The 21,841-nt window shown below is 67.0% G+C and carries 20 protein-coding genes and 1 tRNA gene; 8 read left to right on the plus strand and 13 right to left on the minus strand.

Annotation, left to right across the window (positions count from 1 at the left end):
- The first annotated feature begins 94 nt into the window (after positions 1-94).
- The 4 genes from moaA (at position 95) to AB1I47_RS22465 (ending at position 3,673) form a co-directional block, all read left to right on the plus strand.
- Positions 95-1,219: a GTP 3',8-cyclase MoaA gene (gene moaA / locus AB1I47_RS22450; RefSeq protein ID WP_354685920.1), complete on the plus strand. Its 1,125-nt coding sequence runs from the start codon at positions 95-97 to the stop codon at positions 1,217-1,219.
- Between the two features lie 27 nt (positions 1,220-1,246).
- Positions 1,247-1,846: a molybdenum cofactor guanylyltransferase MobA gene (gene mobA, locus AB1I47_RS22455; RefSeq protein ID WP_354685921.1), complete on the plus strand. Its 600-nt coding sequence runs from the start codon at positions 1,247-1,249 to the stop codon at positions 1,844-1,846.
- Between the two features lie 53 nt (positions 1,847-1,899).
- Entirely contained in the window at positions 1,900-3,189 is a 1,290-nt protein-coding gene (gene moeA / locus AB1I47_RS22460) for a molybdopterin molybdotransferase MoeA (protein ID WP_354685922.1), read from the plus strand.
- Positions 3,190-3,394: 205 nt separating this feature from the next.
- On the plus strand, positions 3,395-3,673 hold the full coding sequence (locus tag AB1I47_RS22465; protein ID WP_022535944.1) for a hypothetical protein: 279 nt from the start codon (positions 3,395-3,397) through the stop codon (positions 3,671-3,673).
- Between the two features lie 85 nt (positions 3,674-3,758).
- On the opposite strand, the gene AB1I47_RS22470 is transcribed toward AB1I47_RS22465, so the two are convergent.
- From AB1I47_RS22470 to AB1I47_RS22495, 6 genes are all read right to left on the minus strand, one after another.
- Positions 3,759-5,246 carry a DNA recombination protein RmuC gene (locus tag AB1I47_RS22470; protein ID WP_354685923.1) on the minus strand — a complete coding sequence of 496 codons (1,488 nt, stop codon included), beginning with the start codon at positions 5,244-5,246 and terminating at the stop codon, positions 3,759-3,761.
- 38 nt (positions 5,247-5,284) lie between these two features.
- Positions 5,285-6,280: a 2-hydroxyacid dehydrogenase gene (locus tag AB1I47_RS22475; protein ID WP_354685924.1), complete on the minus strand. Its 996-nt coding sequence runs from the start codon at positions 6,278-6,280 to the stop codon at positions 5,285-5,287.
- A gap of 5 nt (positions 6,281-6,285) precedes the next feature.
- Positions 6,286-7,710, minus strand: coding sequence for a sodium:proton antiporter (locus AB1I47_RS22480; protein WP_354685925.1), 1,425 nt, complete (start codon positions 7,708-7,710; stop codon positions 6,286-6,288).
- Between the two features lie 165 nt (positions 7,711-7,875).
- Entirely contained in the window at positions 7,876-8,562 is a 687-nt protein-coding gene (locus tag AB1I47_RS22485) for a LutC/YkgG family protein (protein ID WP_354685926.1), read from the minus strand.
- An 89-nt stretch (positions 8,563-8,651) separates the two neighbouring features.
- A complete protein-coding gene (gene pncB / locus AB1I47_RS22490) occupies positions 8,652-9,830 on the minus strand; it encodes a nicotinate phosphoribosyltransferase (RefSeq protein WP_354685927.1) in 1,179 nt (392 codons plus the stop codon).
- A 66-nt stretch (positions 9,831-9,896) separates the two neighbouring features.
- Complete coding sequence (locus AB1I47_RS22495) at positions 9,897-10,385, minus strand: hypothetical protein (protein WP_354685963.1); 489 nt, start codon at positions 10,383-10,385, stop codon at positions 9,897-9,899.
- A gap of 394 nt (positions 10,386-10,779) precedes the next feature.
- Between AB1I47_RS22495 and fdxA the strand changes: the two genes are divergently transcribed.
- From fdxA to AB1I47_RS22510, 3 genes are all read left to right on the plus strand, one after another.
- Positions 10,780-11,103, plus strand: coding sequence for a ferredoxin FdxA (gene fdxA / locus AB1I47_RS22500; RefSeq protein ID WP_022535951.1), 324 nt, complete (start codon positions 10,780-10,782; stop codon positions 11,101-11,103).
- A 77-nt stretch (positions 11,104-11,180) separates the two neighbouring features.
- Positions 11,181-12,290: an NAD(P)/FAD-dependent oxidoreductase gene (locus tag AB1I47_RS22505; RefSeq protein WP_354685928.1), complete on the plus strand. Its 1,110-nt coding sequence runs from the start codon at positions 11,181-11,183 to the stop codon at positions 12,288-12,290.
- Positions 12,291-12,529: 239 nt separating this feature from the next.
- A tRNA-Asn gene (locus AB1I47_RS22510) sits at positions 12,530-12,605 on the plus strand.
- A gap of 138 nt (positions 12,606-12,743) precedes the next feature.
- On the opposite strand, the gene AB1I47_RS22515 is transcribed toward AB1I47_RS22510, so the two are convergent.
- The 7 genes from AB1I47_RS22515 to AB1I47_RS22545 form a co-directional block, all read right to left on the minus strand.
- Positions 12,744-13,511, minus strand: a complete 768-nt coding sequence (locus AB1I47_RS22515; protein WP_354685929.1) for an IclR family transcriptional regulator — start codon at positions 13,509-13,511, stop codon at positions 12,744-12,746.
- A 141-nt stretch (positions 13,512-13,652) separates the two neighbouring features.
- Positions 13,653-14,843 (minus strand): CaiB/BaiF CoA transferase family protein, encoded by a 1,191-nt coding sequence (locus AB1I47_RS22520; protein WP_354685930.1) that lies wholly within the window; start codon positions 14,841-14,843, stop codon positions 13,653-13,655.
- 12 nt (positions 14,844-14,855) lie between these two features.
- Positions 14,856-16,022 carry an acyl-CoA dehydrogenase family protein gene (locus tag AB1I47_RS22525; RefSeq protein WP_354685931.1) on the minus strand — a complete coding sequence of 389 codons (1,167 nt, stop codon included), beginning with the start codon at positions 16,020-16,022 and terminating at the stop codon, positions 14,856-14,858.
- 37 nt (positions 16,023-16,059) lie between these two features.
- Complete coding sequence (locus AB1I47_RS22530; RefSeq protein WP_354685932.1) at positions 16,060-17,037, minus strand: Bug family tripartite tricarboxylate transporter substrate binding protein; 978 nt, start codon at positions 17,035-17,037, stop codon at positions 16,060-16,062.
- 50 nt (positions 17,038-17,087) lie between these two features.
- A complete protein-coding gene (locus AB1I47_RS22535; protein WP_354685933.1) occupies positions 17,088-17,477 on the minus strand; it encodes a cupin domain-containing protein in 390 nt (129 codons plus the stop codon).
- 171 nt (positions 17,478-17,648) lie between these two features.
- Entirely contained in the window at positions 17,649-18,344 is a 696-nt protein-coding gene (kdpE, locus tag AB1I47_RS22540; RefSeq protein ID WP_354685934.1) for a two-component system response regulator KdpE, read from the minus strand.
- Between the two features lie 30 nt (positions 18,345-18,374).
- Positions 18,375-21,212, minus strand: a complete 2,838-nt coding sequence (locus AB1I47_RS22545; protein ID WP_354685935.1) for a sensor histidine kinase KdpD — start codon at positions 21,210-21,212, stop codon at positions 18,375-18,377.
- Between the two features lie 403 nt (positions 21,213-21,615).
- Between AB1I47_RS22545 and rpsU the strand changes: the two genes are divergently transcribed.
- Positions 21,616-21,828, plus strand: a complete 213-nt coding sequence (gene rpsU, locus AB1I47_RS22550; protein WP_008648415.1) for a 30S ribosomal protein S21 — start codon at positions 21,616-21,618, stop codon at positions 21,826-21,828.
- Positions 21,829-21,841: the final 13 nt, after the last annotated feature.

A 21,841-nucleotide genomic window follows, 5' to 3' on the forward strand; every position in this document is an offset into this window, starting at 1 on the left:
CCCCCCCCCGCCTCGGCTAGAATGTCAGCAGAACGCCTCCGGCCCCAAGCGCCCTTCCAGGCCGCCCTCCGGACGCAGCGCCCACCCACAGGCCATGACCGAATCCGTCATTCCGATTTTCGACCTGCGCGATCATCGCTACCGCTCGATGACGCCCAGCATTCCCGGCAAGCTGGTTGCGCCGACCGGCCTGGTGGCCGACACCCGCGGCCGGCCGCTGCATGACCTGCGCATCTCGGTGACGGACCGCTGCAATTTCCGCTGCGTCTATTGCATGCCAAAGGAAGTGTTCGACAAGGACTACACCTTCCTGCCGCATTCCGAATTGCTGAGCTTCGAAGAGATCGAACGCACCGCGCGGCTGTTCGTCGCGCAGGGTGTCGAGAAAATCCGCCTGACCGGCGGCGAGCCGCTGCTGCGCAAGAATATCGAGCACCTGGTGGAGATGCTGGCGAAGATCGAGACCGTCTCGGGCAAGCCGCTGGATCTGACGCTGACCACCAACGCCTCGCTGCTGGCGCGCAAGGCGCGGTCGCTGCGCGATGCGGGCCTGTCGCGCGTCAGCGTCAGCCTGGACGCGATCGATGACGCCACCTTCCGCCGCATGAACGATGTCGACTTCGCCGTCGCCGACGTGCTGCACGGCATCGAAACCGCACAGGCGGTCGGGCTGGCGCCGATCAAGGTCAATATGGTGGTCAAGCGCGGCACCAACGACCAGGAAATCGTGCCGATGGCGCGCCATTTCCGCCATAGCGGCATCATCGTGCGCTTTATCGAGTTCATGGACGTCGGCGCCAGCAACCACTGGCAGATGGACGAGGTGCTGCCCTCTGCCGAGGTCGTGCGCCGCATCGACGCCGAATTCCCGCTCGAGCCGATGCAGGCCAACTATTCGGGCGAGACCGCCGAGCGCTGGCGCTACCGCGACGGCAGCGGCGAGATCGGCGTGATCTCCAGCGTCACCCATGCCTTCTGCGGCGACTGCAGCCGCATCCGGCTGTCCACCGAAGGCCGGCTCTACCTGTGCCTGTTCGCCACCGAGGGCTATGACCTGCGCGCGCTGCTGCGCGGCGGCTACAGCGACCTGGAGATCTCCAACGCGATCGCGCAGGTGTGGCAGGCCCGCACCGACAATTACTCCGAGCAGCGCGGCAACCCGGCCGTGCGCCAGGCGCGCGCCCAGCGCAAGATCGAGATGTCCTATATCGGCGGCTGATCCCGCCGCCAGACTCTACCCTCCTTCATGATTGCACGCGACGATATCACCGGCCTGATCCTCGCAGGCGGCAGGGGCAGCCGCATGGGCGGCACCGACAAGGGACTGCAGCCGCTGCGCGGCACGCCGATGGCGATGCATACGATGATGCGGCTGACGCCGCAGGTCGGCGGGCTGATGATCAATGCCAACCGCAACCTGGCCGCCTATGAATCGTTCGGCGTGCCGGTCTACACCGATTCCGTGCCCGACTTCGCCGGCCCCCTGGCCGGCATGCTGGCCGGGCTCGAGCAATGCCAGACGCCGTGGATGGTGACCGCGCCGTGCGATTCGCCGTTCCTGCCGACCGACCTGGTGGCGCGGCTGGCGCAGGCGATCGAGGCCGAAGGCGCCGAGCTGGCGATCCCGGTAACGCTCGACGAAGATGGCCGGCGCCAGACCCAACCGGTGTTTTGCCTGATGCCGGTCAGTGCGCTCGAGAGCCTGGTGGCTTATCTTTCCGGCGGCGGCCGCAAGATCGAGACCTGGGCCGCCTCGCACCGGCTGGCCGAAGTGTTGTTCGACGACGCCGCGGCCTTTGCCAATATCAACACCCTGGACGAACTGCGTACGCACGAAAGCCGCTGAACAGCCGCAAAAGCGCGTCGCATTCCCTTCGCCAAACTCGCCGCCGAGCCACCATGCCCTCCCTGCAATCCGTCATTTCCTGCCTTTCGGACTACGACCCCACCGCGCTGCCGGTGGACCAGGCCAACCGCATCATCGGTGAGGTGGTAGAGCCGGTCAGCGGCGTCGAGCAGGTGCCGATCCGCAGCGCGCTGGACCGCGTGCTGGCAGAGGACATCGTCTCGCCGATCGACGTGCCGGCGCATGACAACTCGGCGATGGATGGCTACGCCTTCCAGGGCGAAGCGCTGGCTGCCGCGCAGACTCCGACGGTGGAGCTCGAAGTGATCGGCAGCGCCTTCGCCGGCGACGCCGGCACGCTCAGCCCCACCGCCGTGCAGGCGGTCCGCATCATGACCGGCGCGGTGATGCCGCCCGGCTGCGACACCGTGGTGCCGCAGGAATTCGTCGAAACCGTTGCCGACGGGGCGCGCATCCGCTTTGCCGCCGACTGCGTGCGCACCGGCGACAATCGCCGCCTGCGCGGCGAAGACCTGGCGCGCGGCCAGGCCGCGCTGCAGGCCGGTCGCGTGGTGCAGCCGGCCGACCTGGGCCTGCTGGCCTCGCTGGGCGTGGCCGAGGTGCGCGTGCGCCGGCGCCTGCGCGTGGCCTTCTTCTCCACGGGCGACGAGCTGCGCTCGATCGGCGAGCCGCTCGACCCCGGCTGCGTCTACGATTCCAACCGCTATACGCTGCACGGCATGCTGCGGCGGATGAACGTCGAGCTGCTCGACATGGGCGTGGTGCGCGACGACCCCGAGGCGCTCGAAGCCGCCTTCCGCACCGCCTGCGAGACCGCCGACGCGGTCATCACCTCCGGCGGCGTCTCGGTCGGCGAGGCCGACTACACCAAGCAGATCATGGCGCAGCTGGGCGATGTCACCTTCTGGAAGATCGCCATGCGCCCGGGCCGGCCGATGGCGTTCGGCCGCATCACTTCCAACGGCCGCGACGCGCTGCTGTTCGGCCTGCCGGGCAACCCGGTGGCCGTGATGGTGACCTTCTACCATTTCGTGCGCGCCGCGCTGCACCGGCAGATGGGCGCCAGTGTGCCGCCATTGCCGTTGTTGCGCGTGCGCAGCGCGCAGGCAATCCGCAAGAAGCCGGGCCGCACCGAGTACCAGCGCGGCATCCTGGCGCAGGCAGCAGACGGCCAGTGGGAGGTGCGCATCACCGGCCAGCAGGGATCGGGCGTGCTGCGCTCGATGAGCGAGGCCAACTGCTTTATCGTGCTCGGCCACGAACAGGATTCGGTCAAGGCCGGCGATGCGGTCGAGGTGATGCTGTTCGACGGACTGGTCTGAGCGCAGTCTGAGGCCAGACTGCGCCAGCAAGGAGCGGCGCCCGCCAGGCCTTTGTCTCAATGTGTCGTATTTGTGCCGCACATTTGCGGCTGCGGCGCGCCGCGCGCAGTGCTTTCGGCTGCCCTGCGGGCAGCGGGCTATGCGGGTGACGGTCCAGTCGTTACACTTGGCGCACGATTCAGAATTATTCGAGCTATTCCCCGTGATGAATCAGGAGATCGCCTACCTCCACCCCGTCAAGACCGCCCGCGCGCTGGTGCTGGTCTACCTGTGCTTCTCGCTGCCGATCGTTTCGCTCGGGCTGTTCGTCACCTTCATCCGCTATGGTGACCTGCCGGCGATTACTGTCTTCAGTGCGATCATCCTGAATGCGCTGATCGGCTTCGGGCTGCTGTGGCTGGCGTGCAAGGCCTATAACTGGGTGGCCGCGCGCTTTGGCGGCATTCAGGTCCACGTACGCGAACTGGCGCCCGAAGACGACTGAGCAGCGCTGAAGCCTTGGCCGGCAACATGCCGGCCGCTTCCCGACGGCCTCCTGCGAGGCCGCTTTCCTTCCCGTCCCACGGCGCTCAACCGCCGTTGTCTTCCAGCGCTGCCGGCGTGTCAGCGGCGTCCGCCGCATTGAGGCCCAGCAACTGCTGCGCGGCATCGCCCGGCAGCGCTTCCACCGTCCGCAGCTTGCGCGCCATCTGGCGCGTACGCACCTCGGCCTGCTCGATATTGCGCGCGGCGCGCTCCAGCGTATCGCGGGTCTTGGCCAGCACGTCGCCGAACTTGCCGAACTCGGTCTTGACCGCGCCCAGCACCTCCCACACCTCGCTCGACCGCTTTTCCAGCGCCAGCGTGCGAAAGCCCATCTGCAGGCTGTTCAGCAGCGCGGTCAAGGTGGTCGGCCCTGCTACGGTCACGCGGTAGTCGCGTTGCAGCAGGTCGGTCAGGCCAGGGCGGCGCAGCACTTCGGCGTACAAACCCTCGGTCGGCAGGAACAGGATCGCGAAATCCGTGGTCTGCGGCGGCGACAGGTATTTCTCGGCGATGGTCTGGGCCTCGCGCCGCAGCGCCACTTCCAGCTCACGGCCGAAGGCGATCACGCCGTCGGGGTCGCCGCGCTCCTGTGCGTCGACCAGCCGCTCGTACTGTTCTTTCGGAAACTTGGCGTCGATCGGCAGCCAGACCGGCGCGTTGTCACCGCCCGCGGCCCTCCCCGGCAACCGGATCGCGAATTCCACGCGCGCGCCGGAGTTGCGCACCGTCTCGACATTCTTGCCGTACTGCTCCGGCGTCAGCATCTGCTCCAGCAGCATCTCGAGCTGGACTTCGCCCCACGTGCCGCGCGACTTCACATTGGTCAGCACCTTCTTCAGGTCGCCCACGCCCTGCGCCAGCACCTGCATCTCGCCCAGACCCCGATGCACCTGCTCGAGCCGGTCCGACACCAGCCGGAACGACTCGCCCAGCCGCTGCTCCAGCGTGGCATGCAGCTTCTCGTCGACGGTGCGGCGCATCTCCTCGAGCTTGGCGGCGTTGTTGGCCTCGATGTCGTGCAGCTTCTGTTCGAGCGTGGCGCGCACTTCGGCCAGCCGCCGCTCATTGGCTTCCGACATCTGCGCGAGCTGCTGCTGCAGCCCGTCGCCGAAGCGGCGCAGCGAGCCGGCCTGCTCGTCGCGCGCCTGCTGGCCCTGCAGCATCAGGTGCTGGCGCACCTGCTCGAGCTGCTGGGTATTGGACTCGGTCAGCTTGGCCAGCTGCTGGGCAAAGGTGTCGATCTGGTTGTTCTGCAGCGTGGCGATGCCGGTCAGCTGCGACGACAGCGCCTGCTGGAAACGCAGCATCTGCTGCGCCGATTCGTCGCGGTTGCCGCGCGCGGCCCCGGCTACCTCTGAGCGCACCTCCCGCTCGAGCCGCTCCAAGCCGTGGACACTTTCTACGCGCACCTCGGCCAGCTGCCGCGCCAGGTCGGCGCCGGGCGAGGCCGACTGCTGGCGCAGCAGCACAACAACGAGGAGGATGACCGCGAGCAGCGCCACGGCCAGCGTCAGGAACGGAATCAGGGACATGCAGCAGAAGACAAAGTGGGCGAAACGTTACGGCCGGCTCAGCGCCGATGCGGCATCACTTCCGGGTTGATCACGGTAGGCGGGTTGCCGGCCTGCGGGCCCTGGTCGAGCGTGGCAATCAGGTTGTCGGCGGCCAGCATCGCCATCGCGCGGCGGGTCTTCTCCGACGCGCTGGCGATATGCGGCGTCAGCACGACGTTGGGCACCGTCAGCAGGTCCGGGTGGACGCTGGGCTCGCCCTCGAATACGTCGAGCCCGGCGCCGAAGATGCGCTTCTCGCGCAGCGCCTGCGCCAGCGCGGCGTCGTCGACGATGCCGCCGCGTGCCAGGTTGACCAGCGTCGCGGTCGGCTTCATCAGCGCCAGTTCCGGCGCGCCGATGGCGTGGTGGCTTTGCGGGCCGTACGGCAGCACCAGCAGCAGGTGGTCTGACTGGCGCAGCAGGTCTTCCTTGCTGACGTAGCGCGCATTGAGCGTGCGCTCGGTTTCTTCCGGGAGCTGGCTGCGGTTGTGGTACAGCACGGTCATGCCGAAGCCGGCGGCGCGCCGCGCCAGCGCCTGGCCGATGCGGCCCATGCCGAGGATCCCCAGCGTGCTGCCGTACAGATCCACGCCGACCAGCATGTCGTAGCTCCAGCGCTGCCACTTGCCGGCGCGCAGGTAGTGCTCGGCCTCGGTGACGCGGCGCGCGGTCGCCATCAGCAGGGCCCAGCCGAAGTCGGCGGTGGTTTCAGTCAGCACGTCCGGAGTATTGGTGGCGACGATCCCCGCGGCCGTCAGCGCCGGCACGTCCAGGTTGTTGTAGCCAACCGCCATATTGCATACCGCGCGCAGCGACGGCAGCCCGGCGATCACCTCGCCGTCGATGCGGTCCGCGGCGTTGGCCAGTACGCCGGCCTTGCCCGCCAGCCGCGCCTTCAGCGCGGCGGCGTCGAGCACCGCGTCCTGCTGGTTGTCGTCGACATCGAAATACTGCGCCAGATGCGCAATGACTTCGGGATAGATGGCGCGGGTAACGAGGACGGACGGCTTCATGGCAATCACAGGTGGAAGAAAAGGAAGGTCATGATGACGAACAGCGGCACCAGGAAGATGCCCGAGTACAGCATATAGCCGAAGAAGCTCGGCATGCGCACGCCGCGGTTCTCGGCGATGGCCTTGACCATCAGGTTGGGCGCGTTGCCGATATAGGTGTTGGCGCCCATGAACACGGCGCCCGCGGAGATCGCCGCCAGCGTCGAGGCATCGCGCGTCATCAGCGTGGCGGCGTCGCCACCGGCGGTGTTGAAGAACACCAGGTAGGTCGGTGCGTTATCCAGGAACGAGGACAGCACGCCGGTGGCCCAGAAGTACATGCCGTCGACCGGCTGGCCGTTGCTGTCGCTGACCGCGCGGATCACGCCCGCAAACGCGCCATCGGTGCCGGCCTTGAGCATCGCGATCACCGGCACGATGGTCAGGAAGATGCCGGCAAACAGCTTGCCCACTTCCAGGATCGGCTCCCAGTTGAACTCATTGCCTGCGCGCGCCGACCGGGGCGTCACCGCCAGCGACACCAGCGCCACCACCACCAGCAGCACATCGCGCACCGCCGCCTGCAGCGGCACTTCGGTGCCGAGCACGTCGAACGAGATGCCCGGCTTCCACAGCCCGCTCATCAGCACCAGCCCGACCACGGCCAGCAGCAGCACGAAGTTGAACTTGCCATCGATGGTGATGCCGTCGGAGTCGGGCGTCGGGTCGTTCTTCGGCGGCAGCTCCTCTTCCTTGTTGCGGTAATAGGTGCGGTCGACCAGGTAGAACACCACCAGCAGCGCCACGCAAATAAAGAGCGTCTCCGTAAAGATATTGCGCAGCGTCCAGAAGAACTCCACGCCCTTCAGGAAGCCAAGGAACAACGGCGGGTCGCCCAGCGGCGTCAGCGCGCCGCCGGCGTTGGCCACCAGGAAGATAAAGAACACCACCACGTGCGCCACGTGGCGGCGGTTGTCGTTGGCGCGCAGCAGCGGCCGGATCAGCAGCATGGCCGCACCGGTGGTGCCCATCAGGCTGGCCAGCACCGTGCCCAGTGCGAGGATGCCGGTATTGAGCCCGGGCGTGCCGTGCAGGTTGCCGCGCACGCAGATGCCGCCGGCGACGATGTAGAGCGCGGCGATCAGCGCGATAAAGGGAATGTACTCGGCCAGCAGCGCATGCACCACGCTGGCGGTGGCCGCATGCGCGCCGAACACCAGCGCGAACGGCACCAGGAACAGCAGCCCCCAGCCAGCGGCAATCTTGCCGTAGTGGTGATGCCAGAACTTCGGCCCGGCCAGCGGCCACAACGCGATCGACAACAGGATGCCGGCGAACGGCAGCCCCCACAGCGGCGACAGCGTGGCGCCGTCGAGGTCCGCCGCATGCGCGGCAACGGGAAAGATGGCCAGCATGGCCAGCAGCGGCAACAGCGCGGGGGCACGTCGCATCAGGCAGGATCTCCTTGGCTCGGGAATGCAGCATTCATCGGTGCGCAGCGCCGCGACGCCGGGGCGGTGCGCAAGGCAAGCCTGCAAGTGTAATTCAACCGCCTTGCGCGTCACCCCTGCGATACGCGCCTGATGCCACGATTGTTGCGGCAGGTCAGCCGGCGCTCAGGCCTGCTCCACCAGGATGACGTGGACACGGTACGGACCGTGCGCGCCCAGCACGATAGTCTGCTCGATATCGCCGGTGCGCGACGGCCCGCTGATGATATTGGTGGCGCGTGGCAGCTCGCCGCGTTCGCTGCGTACCAGCGCAAAGGCGTCTTCCAGGCCGGCGACGATGCGCGAGCGCGGCACCACGGCCACATGGGTCTCGGGCAGGAGCGCGGCCGATGCAAACGTCGTTGGCCCCGACAGCAGCATCAGCGAGCCGGTTTCGGCGATCGCACAGAAGCAGCCGGTAATGCCGACCAGGTCGCCATGCTGGCGGTCGGCCTCTACCTCGCGCACCGGCGGGCGGCATTCGACTTCGATGCCCGCGGCCTGCCACGGCAGCGTGCCAAGGGCGTCCCAGGCCACCGCGCGGTGCACCAGGTTCAGGCTGTCGAGGAAGCGCACGGTGGCGTCGGGCACCTCGTCCAGCGTCGCCACGCGGTCGACGGTCGAGGACATGCGCTGCGCCTGCGCCAGGAAGGCCTCGGCCAGGTCGGCCGCCACCACTGGCCGCGGACCCTGCGGGTGGCGCGCCAGGTAGTCGGCCACCGCCCCAAGCTCGCCCGTGGTGGGCTTGAGCGGCCTGCCCTGGGCGGCACGGATGCGGGCAAAGATGCGGTCGCGGGCGTCGTTGGTTTCCATAGGGCTTGTTCTTGTCGCGGGACGCGGGGGGTGCGGCGGGGGTGCGGGATTGGCCGATTATAGTGTCGGCCGCGGTGTGCCGAAGCTGGCTACACCTCCGCGTGGACCGAGAACACCTGCCGCAGGTAGGCCAGGTAGCCGGCATCGTCGCACATGGTTTTTTCCGGCGTATCCGACAGCTTCGCCACCGGCTGCCCGTTGCAGCGCACCATCTTGATGACGATCTGCAGCGGCGTGTAGCCGAGGTCGTTGGTCAGGTTGGTGCCGACGCCGAACGCCAGCCGGCAGCGGCCATGGAAGCGCTCGTACAGTTCGATCACGCGCGGAATGTCGAGGCTGTCGCTGAAGATCAGCGTCTTGCTGCGCGGGTCGACGCGGTTGGCGGTGTAATGCGCCACCATGCGCTCGCCCCATACGACCGGGTCGCCGGAATCATGGCGCACGCCGTCGAAGAGCTTGCAGAAATACAGGTCGAAGTCGCGCAGGAAGGCGTCGAAGCCGTAGGTGTCGGACAGCGCAATGCCGAGGTCGCCGCGATACTCGCGCGCCCAGCGCTCCAGCGCATACACCTGCGAATCGCGCAGCCGCGGGCCCAGCGCCTGGCAGGCCTGCAGGTATTCGTGCGCCATCGTGCCGAGCGGCACCATATTGTGCAGCCGGGCGAAATGCACGTTGCTGGTACCGGCAAGCTGGGGCCCGAGCACGCGCCGCATGGTCAGCAGCACCTCTTCCTGCCAGTCGCGCGAGAAGCGCCGGCGCGTGCCGTAGTCGGCAATGACGCAGTCGGCAACGTCGGGCGTCTTCAGCAGCGCCAGCTTGTCTTCGAGCCGGCGGCGCCCTTCGGCCAGCGCCGGCCGCGGCTGGGTGCGGCGGAAATAGACCTCGTTGACGATGGCCAGCACCGGCACTTCGAACAGGATGGTATGCAGCCACGGGCCGACGATCGAGATCTCGATCTCGCCATTGCCCTGCGGCGCGGGCCGCACCGACACGTATTTCTCGTTCAGGTGGAACAGGCCGAGGAAGTCGACGAAATCGCTCTTGATAAAGCGCAGGCCGCGCAGGTAGGCCAGTTCGTCGTCGGTGAAGCGCAACTGGCACAGGTGCGCCACCTCGGCGCGGATTTCATCGATATACGGCGTCAGGTCGACGCCCGCGTTGCGGCACTTGAAGCGGTATTCCACCTGTGCCTGCGGAAACTGATGCAGCACCACCTGCATCATCGTGAACTTGTACAGGTCGGTGTCGAGCAGAGACTGGATGATCATAGCGAGCCAGACGGCGATGCCGGGTCAGCCCCACATGCTAACCGAAGAACGGCCGCGCGCGTGGCGTCAGCTACCGTCGAGGAACGGCTGCGGGGGCCGGATTACCGCCCTGCCCCGCGTCTTGCCCTGCAGGCACCACAACTGGCGCCCGTCCGAGCCGGGACATGACACCAGCGTGGCGGCGGCGCGCGGCACCTGCCGCGGCAGCGGCTCGGCGAAAGCGCCGTCGCTGGCGAGGATGCGTTCGGCATAGACTTGCGTGGCGGCGCGCTCGAAGCTCAGCACCTGAACCCGGTCGCCAGGCTGGGGCTGCAACTCCGGCCCGCATGGCATCAGCCCGGCGCGGCCGCAATGGGCGATGGCGTCGCCCGCGGGAGAGTCGGTCACGCTGAAGTGGTCCCAGTCGAAGCCGGTCAGCGTGGGCAGGGTCACCGGCGCGTCGGAACGCGCGCGCCACGCCACCAGGCGCGACACCACGCTGTCGGCCATCGGCGGCTGCGCCAGCGTCTGCGCGGCCGCGATATCGCCCTGCGCCGAAAATGCCGTCAAGAGCACAAGCGCGATCATCGCGATGCGGGGACGAGGGCGGCATGGCGCCGCGCGCTGGCAGGAAGGGAAAAGGCGAGGCTGACGTGGCATACGGATCTCTCCCGGCACGAACGCATGTGACATTCAGGCGGATCTCATCATGCCCCGCCCACCGCCGACATGCCAGCGGCACGCCATGCGCTGGATCAAATGCACATAAAGAAATAAGAAAACTATCTGATCCGGCTATATAGAGCCGCTATCCTAGGCAGACGGCTCGGCTACAATATCGGTTTCCGAAAGGCCTCGGCCGGCGCTCGTCCAGCCCATGCTGCAACCATTTGCAGAGGGGCGCGTCCGCCGGCAAGAAGCGGCCCGAACAGTTTCCCATTAAAAGCCGACCCGTTTTCCTGGAACCGAAATGACTCACGTTGTCACCGAATCCTGCATCCGTTGCCGCTACACAGACTGCGTTGACGTGTGTCCGGTCGATTGTTTCCGCGAAGGCCCCAACTTCCTGGCGATCGACCCGGATGAGTGCATCGACTGCGCCGTATGCGTGGCCGAGTGCCCGGTGAACGCCATTTATGCCGAGGAAGACGTCCCGGGCGACCAGCAGCAGTTCATCGATCTGAACGCCGAGCTGGCGCGCGCATGGCCCTCCATCACCAAGACCAAGGCCCCGCTGGCCGAGGCCGAAGAATGGAAGGATGCCACCGACAAGCTGCAGTACCTGCAGCGCTGACAGGCAATAGAAAGCCGTCCCCACGCGCTTTCCGCAATACCGGGCACACGCTGCCCAACCAACGTATCAGGACGAATATGGACTTGAGCATTCCAAATCCCGTTGCCGACGCGACCAGGCAGGTCGAGGGCGGCAGCCCCGCCGGGGGCCAGCCGCAGGAAATCGACGCGCTGATCGTCGGTGCCGGTCCGGTGGGCCTGTTCCAGGTCTTCGAGCTGGGCCTGCTTGAGATCAAGGCGCACGTGATCGATTCCCTGAAAGTGGTCGGCGGCCAGTGCGTGGAACTGTATCCGGACAAGCCCATTTACGACATCCCGGCCGTGCCCATCTGCACCGGCCAGGAACTGACCGACAACCTGCTCAAGCAGATCGAGCCGTTCGAGCCTACCTTCCACCTGGGCCAGGAAGTCGCCGTGGTCGAGCGCCGTGAAGACGGCCGCTTCTTCGTCGAGACCTCGCTCGGAACCCGCTTTATCACCAAGACCATCTTTATCGCCGCCGGCGTGGGCTCGTTCCAGCCGCGCACGCTGAAGGTCGATGGGATCGACAAGTTCGACGGCAAGCAGCTCTTCTACCGCGTCAAGGATCCGAGCCGCTTCCACGGCCGCAACCTGGTGATCGTCGGCGGCGGCGACTCGGCGCTGGACTGGACGCTGGACCTGGTCGGCAAGGCCGAGTCGGTGGTGATGATTCACCGCCGCGACGGCTTCCGTGCCGCGCCCGCGTCGGTCGCCAAGATGAAGGAACTGTGCGAACAGATGGAGATGCAGTTCGTGGTCGGCCAGATTGGCGGCTATGAAGAGAAGGACGGCGTGCTCACCGAGATCAAGGTGACGGGCTCCGACGGCGTGACCCGGCGCCTGCCGCTCGACGACCTGCTGGTGTTCTTCGGCCTGTCGCCCAAGCTCGGCCCGATCGCCGAGTGGGGCCTGGACCTGGAGCGCAAGCAGATCAAGGTGGACACCGAGAAGTTCGAAACCAATATCCCGGGCATCTTCGCGGTGGGCGATATCAATACCTACCCCGGCAAGAAGAAGCTGATCCTGTCGGGCTTCCACGAGGCCGCGCTGGCCGCGTTCGGTGCTGCGCCGTATATCTTCCCCGAGAAGAAAATCCACATGCAGTACACCACCACCTCGCCGAAGCTGCACAAGATCCTCGGCGTGGATTCGCCGGTGTTCGACTGACCGGCTTGCTGGCTGCAGAAAAAAACCGCCGCGAGGCGGTTTTTTTCTGGCACAAATCCTAAAGCGTGGCTATAATGCGGCCTCGCTGTTGAACACGACGCCTGAAGCCGGCAGAAATGCGCTTCGCCGACGCGGGATGCAGCAAGCCGGACCCTTCCAGCACCTGATGATGACAATAAAATGTCGAAAAGGTGTTGACGAAGAAAAGAGAAACTGGCTATAATTTCTTTCTCTGCTGTTCCCCGATAGCTCAGTCGGTAGAGCGACGGACTGTTAATCCGCAGGTCCCTGGTTCGAGCCCAGGTCGGGGAGCCAACCGATACGGAAGCCCGGTGCAAACGCACCGGGCTTTTTTGTTTGGTGGCTGGATTCGTGCACGCGCTTGCGCGCTGTGCTGCCCTACCGCAACGGGCCGTCACGACAGCCTGGCCGCCGCAACGCCTGCCCTTCCTCTTATCCCTGCAGCGAACCGCCGGCCGCCTTCAGCGCCACGACGATCGCGTCCGCATTGGCTTCGATCCGATGCAGCGGCCCCGCCACGGACATGCCATAGGTCACGCCACCGATGGCCACCGGGATGGCGATCGCGCCCAGGTCCGGAAACGACTCCCCGAAGTTCGGATACCACCCTTGCGCCTGCCACTGCTGCATGGCGGCTTCGAATACGCGCAGCGAGTCCACCGTGCGTGCCGTCCGCGAGGCAAACGACACGCCGGCCAACAGTTCGGCGCGGGTTTCGGCTGGCATCGCACCAAGGATGGCCCGGCCGATCGAATTCACATGCGCATCGCGCAGCTCGCCCGGCGCGGCGATATAGCGCACCGGATTGCCGGACTCGCGCACCTCCAGGTACAGCACGCGGCCGTCATCCTGCAACTTGCCGAAAATCACGGTTTCGCCAGTGGTGTCGCGCAGCGATTCCAGCAGCGGCTGCACGCGTTCGAGCAGCGGGTCGTTGCGGGCGATGCGCTGGGCAATGTCCAGCAAACGGCGCGTCGGGTAATACCCCTGGCGGCGGCCGGTCTCGTACAGGTAACCCAGCGACGCCAGCGTGCGGATCAACCCCAGGCAGCTCGACATGGGCGCGCCCAGCAGCTTGGCCAGCTCGGTCAGCGTCAGCGAGCGCCCTTCGCGTGCATAGATCTCCATGATCTCGATCACGCGCAGCGCGGTCTTGACGCTGGCGTGACCGGATTTTTCGGCCGGTTCGTGTTCTGCCATTGTTGGCTTCCTCGACTTCAGTATCCCTTGGCCGGAATTGTACGCGGCGGGGGCGGTCGGGAAGGCGGCGTAGCTGCCCCGGGGCCGCGGTGCACCAGTGCATTGAATGCAAGCCGCCTCCCTTGGCAAACCGGCGGTAAGCTAGCCTTTGTCAGCAATGCGCTGCGGCTCAGCCCCTTCCTCGTCTTTCTCCACCGGCAACGCCTCCGGCCAACTCCGGATATTCCCCGGCGTTCGCGAAAACCGCGTAGGAATCCCCACCCCACGCAGCCTGCCTTCGCTCGGATGGTCGTACTCGAACATCATGCCGGTGGCGCGCAGATGCGGGTCATCGGCCAGGCTGTCGAAGTGCGGCACTTCGCTATGCGGGATATCGGCATCGCGCAACAGGTCGAGCCACTCCGCGGTGGTGCGCTGCGCGACGATCTCGGCCAGCGTGGCGTAGAGCGCATCGATATTGGCGCTGCGCGCGGCCGGCGTCGCATAGCGCGGATCACGCGCCAGTGGCGCATGGCCCGAGACATCGAAGAAGCGCCGCCACTGCGCGCTGGTATAGGGCAGCAGTGCGATATGGCCGTCGCGCGTGCGATAGGGCTTGCGGTGCGCCGACATCACGCGCGGATAGCCGGCCGGCCCCAGCGGCGGGATAAAGGTCTGGCCGGCGAGCTGCTCGGTGGCGAGAAAGGACACCAGCGTCTCGAACATCGGCACCTCGATGGCCTGCCCCAGCCCGGAACGCTCGCGCTCGTACAGCGCCATCGGGATCGCGTAGGCCACGGTCAGCCCCGCGACCTTGTCGGCGAGGATGGTGTTGACATACTGCGGACCTTCGTTGGTGTTGGCGCCCTGGAACTGCGCCATGCCGCTGCGTGCCTGGATGATGTCGTCGAAGGCCGGCGCCCCCGCATAGGGCCCCTCCTCCGAATAGCCGTAAGCACCGCAGTAGATCAGCCGCGGATGGTCGGCGCGCAGCGAGGCATAGTCCAGCCCGAGCTTGCGCAGCGACTGTGGCCGCACGTTGGAGACAAAGACATCGGCCGTGGCGATCAGCGCCTTCAGCGCGGCGAGGTCGTCGGCCTGCTTCACGTCCAGCACGACGAACTGCTTGTTGCGGTTCAGGTTCAGGAAACTGGCGCCCATCGCGGCATGCCGCGCCGGCTCGGCGTGCCGGAACACATCGCCGGCGGGCGGCTCTACCTTGATGACTTCGGCGCCCATGTCGCCAAGGATCTGCGTCGCATACGGGCCCATCGCGACCGACGTCATGTCGATCACGCGGATGCCGGCCAGCGGACCGGTGGCGGCGGCAGCCTGCGCTTGCTCGTCTGGCATCGTCGCTCCTGTTCAGTACGACTTGGGCAAACCCAGCACGCGCTCGGCGATAAAGCACAAGATGAGCTGCGGGCTGACCGGCGCGATGCGCGGGATATACGACTCGCGCAACAGCCGCTCCACGCGGTATTCGCGCGAATAGCCCATGCCGCCCAGTGTCAGGATCGCGGTCTGGCAGGCGTTGTGGCCCGCCTCGGCCGCCAGGTACTTGGCCGCGTTGGCTTCGGCGCCGCACGACTGCCCTGCGTCATAGCGCGCCGCGGCCTTGAGCATCATCAGGTTGGCCGATTCAAGCTGCATCCACGCCTGCGCCAGCGGATGCTGCACGCCCTGATTCATGCCGATCGGACGGCCGAACACCACGCGTTCCTTGGCATACTGCGTAGCGATCGCCAGCGCCGCGCGGCCGAGCCCGATCGCCTCGGCGGCAATCAGGATGCGCTCGGGATTCAGGCCATGCAGGATGTACTCGAAGCCTTTGCCCTCATCGCCGATGCGATCCTCTTCCGGGATAAAGAGGTCGTCGATAAACAGCATGTTGGTATCGACAGCAGCGCGGCCCATCTTGTCGATCTCGCGGATCTCGATCTTGCTGCGGTCCACCTTCGTGTAGAACAGCGACAGCCCTTCGGTCGGTTTCTTCACCGACTCCAGCGGTGTGGTGCGCGCCAGCAGCAGCATGCGGTCGGCCACCTGCGCCGTCGAGATCCAGATCTTGCGCCCGCTGACCGAATAGCCGCCCGGCACCTTGCGCGCAAAGGTCTTCAGCTTGGTGGTATCCAGGCCGGCATCGGGCTCGGTCACGCCGAAGCAGGCCTTCTCCTTGCCGGCGATCAGCGGCGGCAGGAAGCGGCCCTTCTGCTCGTCGGTGCCGAACACCACCACCGGGTTCAGGCCGAACACGTTCATATGCACCGCCGACGCGCCGGTCATGCCCGCGCCCGACTGCGAGATGGTCTGCATCACCAGCGCCGCCTCGAGAATGCCGAGCCCGGCGCCGCCGAACGCCTCGGGCATCGCCACGCCCAGCCAGCCGCCTTCGCACAGCGTCTTGTAGAACTCGTGCGGATACGTGCCGGACTTGTCGAGCCGGTCCCAGTACTCCATGTCGAACTGCGTGCAGACCTGCTGCACAGCCTCGACGATCGATGCCTGGTCTTCGGAGAGATCGAAATTCATATGCGTTGACTGTGGAGTCTAGTTGTCGGTGTCGTGTTCATTCCGGCTGGATGCCGGCATCCTTCACCAGCCGCGACCACTTCTGCAGCTCGGCCACGACAAACTTGTTGAGTTCCGCCGGCGTGCTGCCGAACGGTTCGAAGCCCAGCGCATGGAACTGCGCCGCATGCTGCTTGCTGGTGGCGATGGCAACCAGTTCGCGGTTCAGGCGCTCCACCACGGGCGCGGGCACGCCGGCGGGGCCGAACACGCCATTCCAGGAGGTGATGTCGAAACCCTTGAGCTCGGGGGCGCTGGCCACCGGCGGCAGGTCGGGCAGCAGCGCGCTGCGCTGCGCGGTGGTCACCGCCAGCGCACGCAGCTTGCCGGCACGGACGTTGGCGATGCCGGCGGCGAAATCGACGAACATCGCCTGCACCTGTCCGCCCATCACGTCGGTCATCGCCGGCGGCGTGCTCTTGTACGGCACGTGCAGCATCTTCAGCCCGGCCATCTTCGACAGCGTGGCGCCAGCGACGATGCCGGTGCTGTTGCCGCTGGCGTAGCTCATGCCCGGATGCGCCTTGGCGTAGTCGATGAATTCGCGCAGCGTCTTCACCGGCAACTGCGGATTGACCACCAGCATGAACGGCAGGTTGCCCATCCGCGACACCGGCGTGAAATCCTTGACCGGGTCATAGCGCAGCTGCTTCATCAGCGACGGGTTGGCCGAATGCGTGGTGTTGGTGGTCATGAACAGCGTGTAGCCATCCGGCGGCGCCTTGGCCACGAACTCGGCGGCGATGGTGCCGTTGGCACCCGGCTTGTTGTCGACCACCACCGGCTGATTCAGCGATTCGCCCAGGTACTTGGCGGTCAGCCGCGCGACGGCATCGGTGCCGCTGCCCGCCGCGAACGGCATCACCAGGCGCAGCGGCTTGGAAGGAAATTCATCGGCAGCCATTGCAGGGGCTGCGGCCAGCACCGCGGTGCACCCGAGCACCACACTGGCAAACGCGTTCTTGAAGGACTTCACGGTCGTTGTCTCCTGTCGTTATATGAACCCTTTCCGTGGCCGGCCGCGTCTTATGCGGGCCGTATCACGCGCTCGGGCGACTCCTCGTACGGCGGGGAATAGATGACGAGAATCTTGGCCGGTTCATCGCTGACAACGGTGAACACGTGCATCTGGTCCGGTGGGAAGAAACAGCAGTCGCCCGGCCCCATCTCTTTGCGCTGGCCGCCCACCTCGGCCACGGCGCGCCCTTCCAGCACGTAGCAGACCTGCTCGATGCCGGGATGCGCATGCGGCAGCGCGCCCTTGCCCTTTTCGATGGTGCCGTGGATCACTTCAAGATGGCGCGAACCGACGGTCTCGGGCCCGATCAGCCTGCGGTTGAGGGTGCCGACATGGTTGGCGGGGTGGTAGCCCTCGACCGCGTCGGTCGAGATGAAATAAGCCGGGCGGTCCGTCACGCTGCGCTCCTGAATTCACATTGATGAATCTTAGTTTATACCCATGAATTCACTCGTCAAACGAATTTGACGGGATTGCGGGTTTACCGGGAGGACGGGAAACGGCCGAACGCCACCCTCACGCGTGCGTGATAGCAAAAGGTGAGGCAGGAATTACGCTGAGGGAACTGGCTAACCGGCGAAGCGGTAGCCAACACCGATCTCGGTCAGCAAGAAGGCGGGGCGGGCCGGATCGGCCTCGAGCTTGTGGCGCAGATGGCCCATATAGACGCGCAGGTACTGGCTGCTGTCGGCGTGCGACGGCCCCCATACCTCGCGCAGCAGTTCGCGGTGCGTCATCACCTTGCCGCGATGCGCCAGCAGCACGGCCAGCAACCGGTATTCGATCGGCGTCAGGTGCACCGGCGCGCCCGCGCGCGTGACCTGGCGGTTGGCGAGATCCACCGCGATATCGCCGAACGCCACCTGCGCCCTGCCCTGCGCGCCCGCGCGCGCATGCCGGCGCAGCAGCACGCGCAGGCGCGCCACCAGTTCGCCGACGCCGAAGGGCTTGGTCAGGTAGTCGTCGGCGCCGGCGTCGAGCGCGCGGATCTTCTCGGTCTCGTCGGTGCGGGCGGACAGCACCAGCACCGGCACTTCGGTCCAGGTGCGCAGATCGCCGATCATCGACATGCCGTCGCCATCGGGCAGGCCCAGGTCCAGGATCACCAGGTCGGGCTGGCGCGTGCCGGCCTCGATCAGGCCGCGCTGCAGCGATTCGGCCTCATGCACGGTGCAGCCTTCGTCCTGCAGCGCCGCGCGCACGAAGCGGCGGATATGGGGCTCGTCTTCCACCAGCAGCACCGTGGGCGCGAACTCGAATGGCATCGACTTTCGGATCCTTGTGAGAGGTTGGCTTCAGGCCGGCATGCCGGCCACCTCCGGCTCCAGCACCGGGGGATTGCCGCGCGGCAGCGTCACCACGAAGCGCGCGCCGGCCCGGTCCGCCCCCGCCTGCGGATGCACCGGCTCGACCCGGATGGTGCCGCCGTGCGCCTGCACGATGGCCTCGCATACGGCCAGTCCCAGGCCCACGCCGGCGGTGGCGGGCTCGCGCTCGCCGCGGGTAAATTTCTCGAACACCGCGCGCGCCATCGCGGCCGGCACGCCGGGGCCGTCGTCCTCGACCAGCAGATGCACGGCATCGTCCGAGACCTCGCCGCGGATCCGGATCTCGGTGCCGGGCGCAGTGTACTTGGCCGCATTCTCCAGCAGGTTGCACAGCACCCGCTCCATCAGCACGCCATCGCATTCCACCAGCGGCAGAGCCGCCAGGTCGGCCACCACCACGCGGTGCCGCGCCAGCGCATCGCGCAGCGATGCCAGCGCCGCGCCGGCGAGTTCCTCGAACGACTGCCATTCCTTGCGCAGCGCCACACGACGGCCTTGCAGCCGCGCCATGTCGAGCAGGTTGGCGACCATCGCCTGCATGCGGCGCGCCTGGTCGCGCATCGCGGCAACGGTGTCGGCGACTGCGGGCGCCAGCGGCGGCGCGCCGCGCTGCAGGGTTTCCGCCATGCCGATCAGGCTGGTCAGGGGCGTGCGCAGGTCGTGCGACACCGCGGCCAGCAGCGAGCTGCGCAGGCGCTCGGACTCCATCGTCAGCAACGCCTGCTGCGCGACCTCGACATAGTGCAGCCGCTCGATCGCAATCGCGATCAGCGTGGCGAAGGCATCGACCTGGCGCCGCAGCGCCGGCTGCGCTAACGCGCGCCAGGTGCGCGGCTCCACCGCCAGCACGCCGCGCACGCGCATCGGCGCCTTCAGCGGCAGGTACAGCACGGTGCCGGACGGCAGCGTGTCGGTGCCGGTGCCGGCGGGCTGGCCGTGGTCGAACACCCATTGCGCGAGCACGTGGTCGATCGCGTCGCTATGCCCCTCGCCGCCGGCATCGGCATCGACCACCGCCGGCTGCAGCCGGCCGTCCATCCCTACCAGGAAGAACGCGGCACGCGCATCGAACGCCGCACGCAGGAAGCGGCTGCCGATGGCGACGATCTGCTCGTCCGTCAGCGCCGCCGACAGCTCGCGCGCCAGCTCGTACAGCGTACGCGCCTCGGTCTCGCGCTGCACCGATACCTGCGCCTGCTCGCGCAGGCCGGCGGTGAGCTGGCCGATCACCAGCCCCACCGCCAGCATCACAAAAAAGGTCACCAGGTACTGCACGTCGCTGACGGCAAACGACAGCTTCGGCGGCACGAAGAAGAAATCGAAAGCGCCCACCGCCACCAGCGATGCAAACGCCCCGGCGCCACGGCCATGCCGCAGCGCCACACCCGCCACCGCCAGCAGGAACAGCATGGCGATATTGACCAGGTCGAACCATGGCCGCGCCAGCGCTGACACCGCGGTGGCGCCGGCGCACCAGGCCACGGCCCATAGCAGGCCGGCCAGATGCGAGGGGTGGGCGTCATCCTGCGTTGGCTTGGTGCCCGAGCGCGCTTCGACCGGCGCGTCATGGTGCCCACGGTCCGCCGCTACGCGGATCACATCGATCTCGGGACACGCGTTGGCGAGCGCATCGGCAAAGCTGGTCCGGCCGAACAGCCACGCGCGTGCGCCAAGCCACGGCGCCAGCGCGCGCGCCAGCAGCATGCGTGCACGTCCGGGCAGCGAGGCATCGCCGGCACCCCAGCGCGCCGGCGTGCGGCCGAGCACGACTTTGGTCAGGTTATGCCGGCGTACATAGCCGGCCACCGCGGCGACCATATCGCTGCCGGCCAGTGTCTCGGTGCGCGCGCCCAGCGCCTCGGCCAGCCGCATCGCCTCGTCGAGCCGCTCACGCTGCGCCGCGGGCACGGTCGCCAGCCGCGGCACCGCCACCGTCACCACATGGCATTCGCAATCGAGCTGCCCGGCCAGCCGGCGCGCGCTGCGCACCACCTGCGCGGCATCGCCGCCATGGCCGATGCAGGCCAGCACCGCTTCGCGGGTGCGCCAGACCGGCTCGATCGACGCTTCCTGGCGATAGGCGCGCACGTCATCGTCGACACGGTCGGCGGTGCGGCGCAGCGCCAGTTCGCGCAGCGCGATCAGGTTGCCCTTGCGAAAGAAGTGGCGCACCGCGTGGCGCGCCTGGTCGGGCACGTAGACGCGCCCTTCACGCAGCCGGCGCAGCAGTTCGTCGGCTGGCAGGTCGACCAGCACCACTTCGTCGGCATCGTCGAACACCGCGTCGGGCACCGTCTCGCGCACGCGGATGCCGGTGATGCCGGCCACCGCTTCGTTGAGGCTGTCCAGATGCTGGACATTAACCGTGGTCCAGACGTCAATGCCCGCCGACAGCAGTTCGCTGATATCCTGCCAGCGCTTGGGATGGCGGCTGCCCGGCGCGTTGCTGTGCGCCAGTTCGTCGACCAGGATCAGCGCGGGATGGCGCGCCAGCGCCGCATCGAGATCGAACTCCTGCAGCGCGCGGTCACGGTATTCCACACGGCGCAGCGGCACGTGCTCGATGCTGTCGGCCAGCGCCTCGGTTTCAACGCGACCGTGGCATTCGACCACGCCGATGACCACGTCGGTGCCCTGCTCGCGCTGGGCGCGGGCGGCAGCCAGCATCGCGAAAGTCTTGCCTACCCCTGCCGAGGCGCCGAAGTAGATGCGCAGCCGCCCGCGCGCGGCGCGCACGCCGGCGGCCTGCAGGCTCTGCAGCAGCTGGTCGGGATCGGGACGGTCGGGTTGGCGCTGCTCGGGCATGGTTGCGAGGTCCTCCGCCTGGAGCGGCGGGGACGCAGCCAGATTGTGCCACGCAGGGGATGGCATGCACCGTGCCAATGTGCGGCAAGATCGACTCTCTCGTTACGGGGGCCGCCCCGGCCCGTTACGCGCATTGCACTGCATTCTTGACAGTGGCGTCGTATACATGCCATAGTTACGGGCGTATAGCTTTCATGGAAACCGGTACTGTCAGGCTCCAGTTGTTTCGGACCTGGCGCTATCACCCCTGACACTGGTTGCACGGACTGAAACGTCCACATCTTTCAGGTTCGCGGGGGTGCACGAGGGCAGATGCCCCGCGTGCAATACCAGTCGCTTCGGCGACCGCAGTTTCCCCCCGTGTGAACCCGCCGCTACCGCGGCAATCCCCTAAAGGACTGAATTGACTAAGATCGTCTTGAAACCCGGTGAGCCCGTTGAAGTTGCAATGCGCCGCTTCCGTCGCGCCATTCTGCAGACTGGCCTGATCGTTGAACTCAAGAGCCGTACCGCTTACGAGAAGCCGACGACCGAGCGCAAGCGCAAGAAGAAGGCCGCCGAAGCACGCCTGCGCAAGCGCCTGCGCATGCAGATGCTGCCCAAGAAGCTGTACTGATTCGGGCACGCCT

This window comes from Cupriavidus necator (assembly GCF_040578825.1).
Lineage (GTDB): Bacteria > Pseudomonadota > Gammaproteobacteria > Burkholderiales > Burkholderiaceae > Cupriavidus > Cupriavidus necator_E.

Bases quoted from the DNA above. Each gene is read 5' to 3' on its own strand.
- moaA (WP_354685920.1), top strand. From the start codon at position 95: ATGACCGAATCCGTCATTCCGATTTTCGACCTGCGCGATCATCGCTAC.
- mobA (WP_354685921.1), top strand. From the start codon at position 1,247: ATGATTGCACGCGACGATATCACCGGCCTGATCCTCGCAGGCGGCAGG.
- moeA (WP_354685922.1), top strand. From the start codon at position 1,900: ATGCCCTCCCTGCAATCCGTCATTTCCTGCCTTTCGGACTACGACCCC.
- AB1I47_RS22465 (WP_022535944.1), top strand. From the start codon at position 3,395: ATGAATCAGGAGATCGCCTACCTCCACCCCGTCAAGACCGCCCGCGCG.
- AB1I47_RS22470 (WP_354685923.1), bottom strand. From the start codon at position 5,246: ATGTCCCTGATTCCGTTCCTGACGCTGGCCGTGGCGCTGCTCGCGGTC.
- AB1I47_RS22475 (WP_354685924.1), bottom strand. From the start codon at position 6,280: ATGAAGCCGTCCGTCCTCGTTACCCGCGCCATCTATCCCGAAGTCATT.
- AB1I47_RS22480 (WP_354685925.1), bottom strand. From the start codon at position 7,710: ATGCGACGTGCCCCCGCGCTGTTGCCGCTGCTGGCCATGCTGGCCATC.
- AB1I47_RS22485 (WP_354685926.1), bottom strand. From the start codon at position 8,562: ATGGAAACCAACGACGCCCGCGACCGCATCTTTGCCCGCATCCGTGCC.
- pncB (WP_354685927.1), bottom strand. From the start codon at position 9,830: ATGATCATCCAGTCTCTGCTCGACACCGACCTGTACAAGTTCACGATG.
- fdxA (WP_022535951.1), top strand. From the start codon at position 10,780: ATGACTCACGTTGTCACCGAATCCTGCATCCGTTGCCGCTACACAGAC.
- AB1I47_RS22505 (WP_354685928.1), top strand. From the start codon at position 11,181: ATGGACTTGAGCATTCCAAATCCCGTTGCCGACGCGACCAGGCAGGTC.
- AB1I47_RS22515 (WP_354685929.1), bottom strand. From the start codon at position 13,511: ATGGCAGAACACGAACCGGCCGAAAAATCCGGTCACGCCAGCGTCAAG.
- AB1I47_RS22520 (WP_354685930.1), bottom strand. From the start codon at position 14,843: ATGCCAGACGAGCAAGCGCAGGCTGCCGCCGCCACCGGTCCGCTGGCC.
- AB1I47_RS22525 (WP_354685931.1), bottom strand. From the start codon at position 16,022: ATGAATTTCGATCTCTCCGAAGACCAGGCATCGATCGTCGAGGCTGTG.
- kdpE (WP_354685934.1), bottom strand. From the start codon at position 18,344: ATGCCATTCGAGTTCGCGCCCACGGTGCTGCTGGTGGAAGACGAGCCC.
- AB1I47_RS22545 (WP_354685935.1), bottom strand. From the start codon at position 21,212: ATGCCCGAGCAGCGCCAACCCGACCGTCCCGATCCCGACCAGCTGCTG.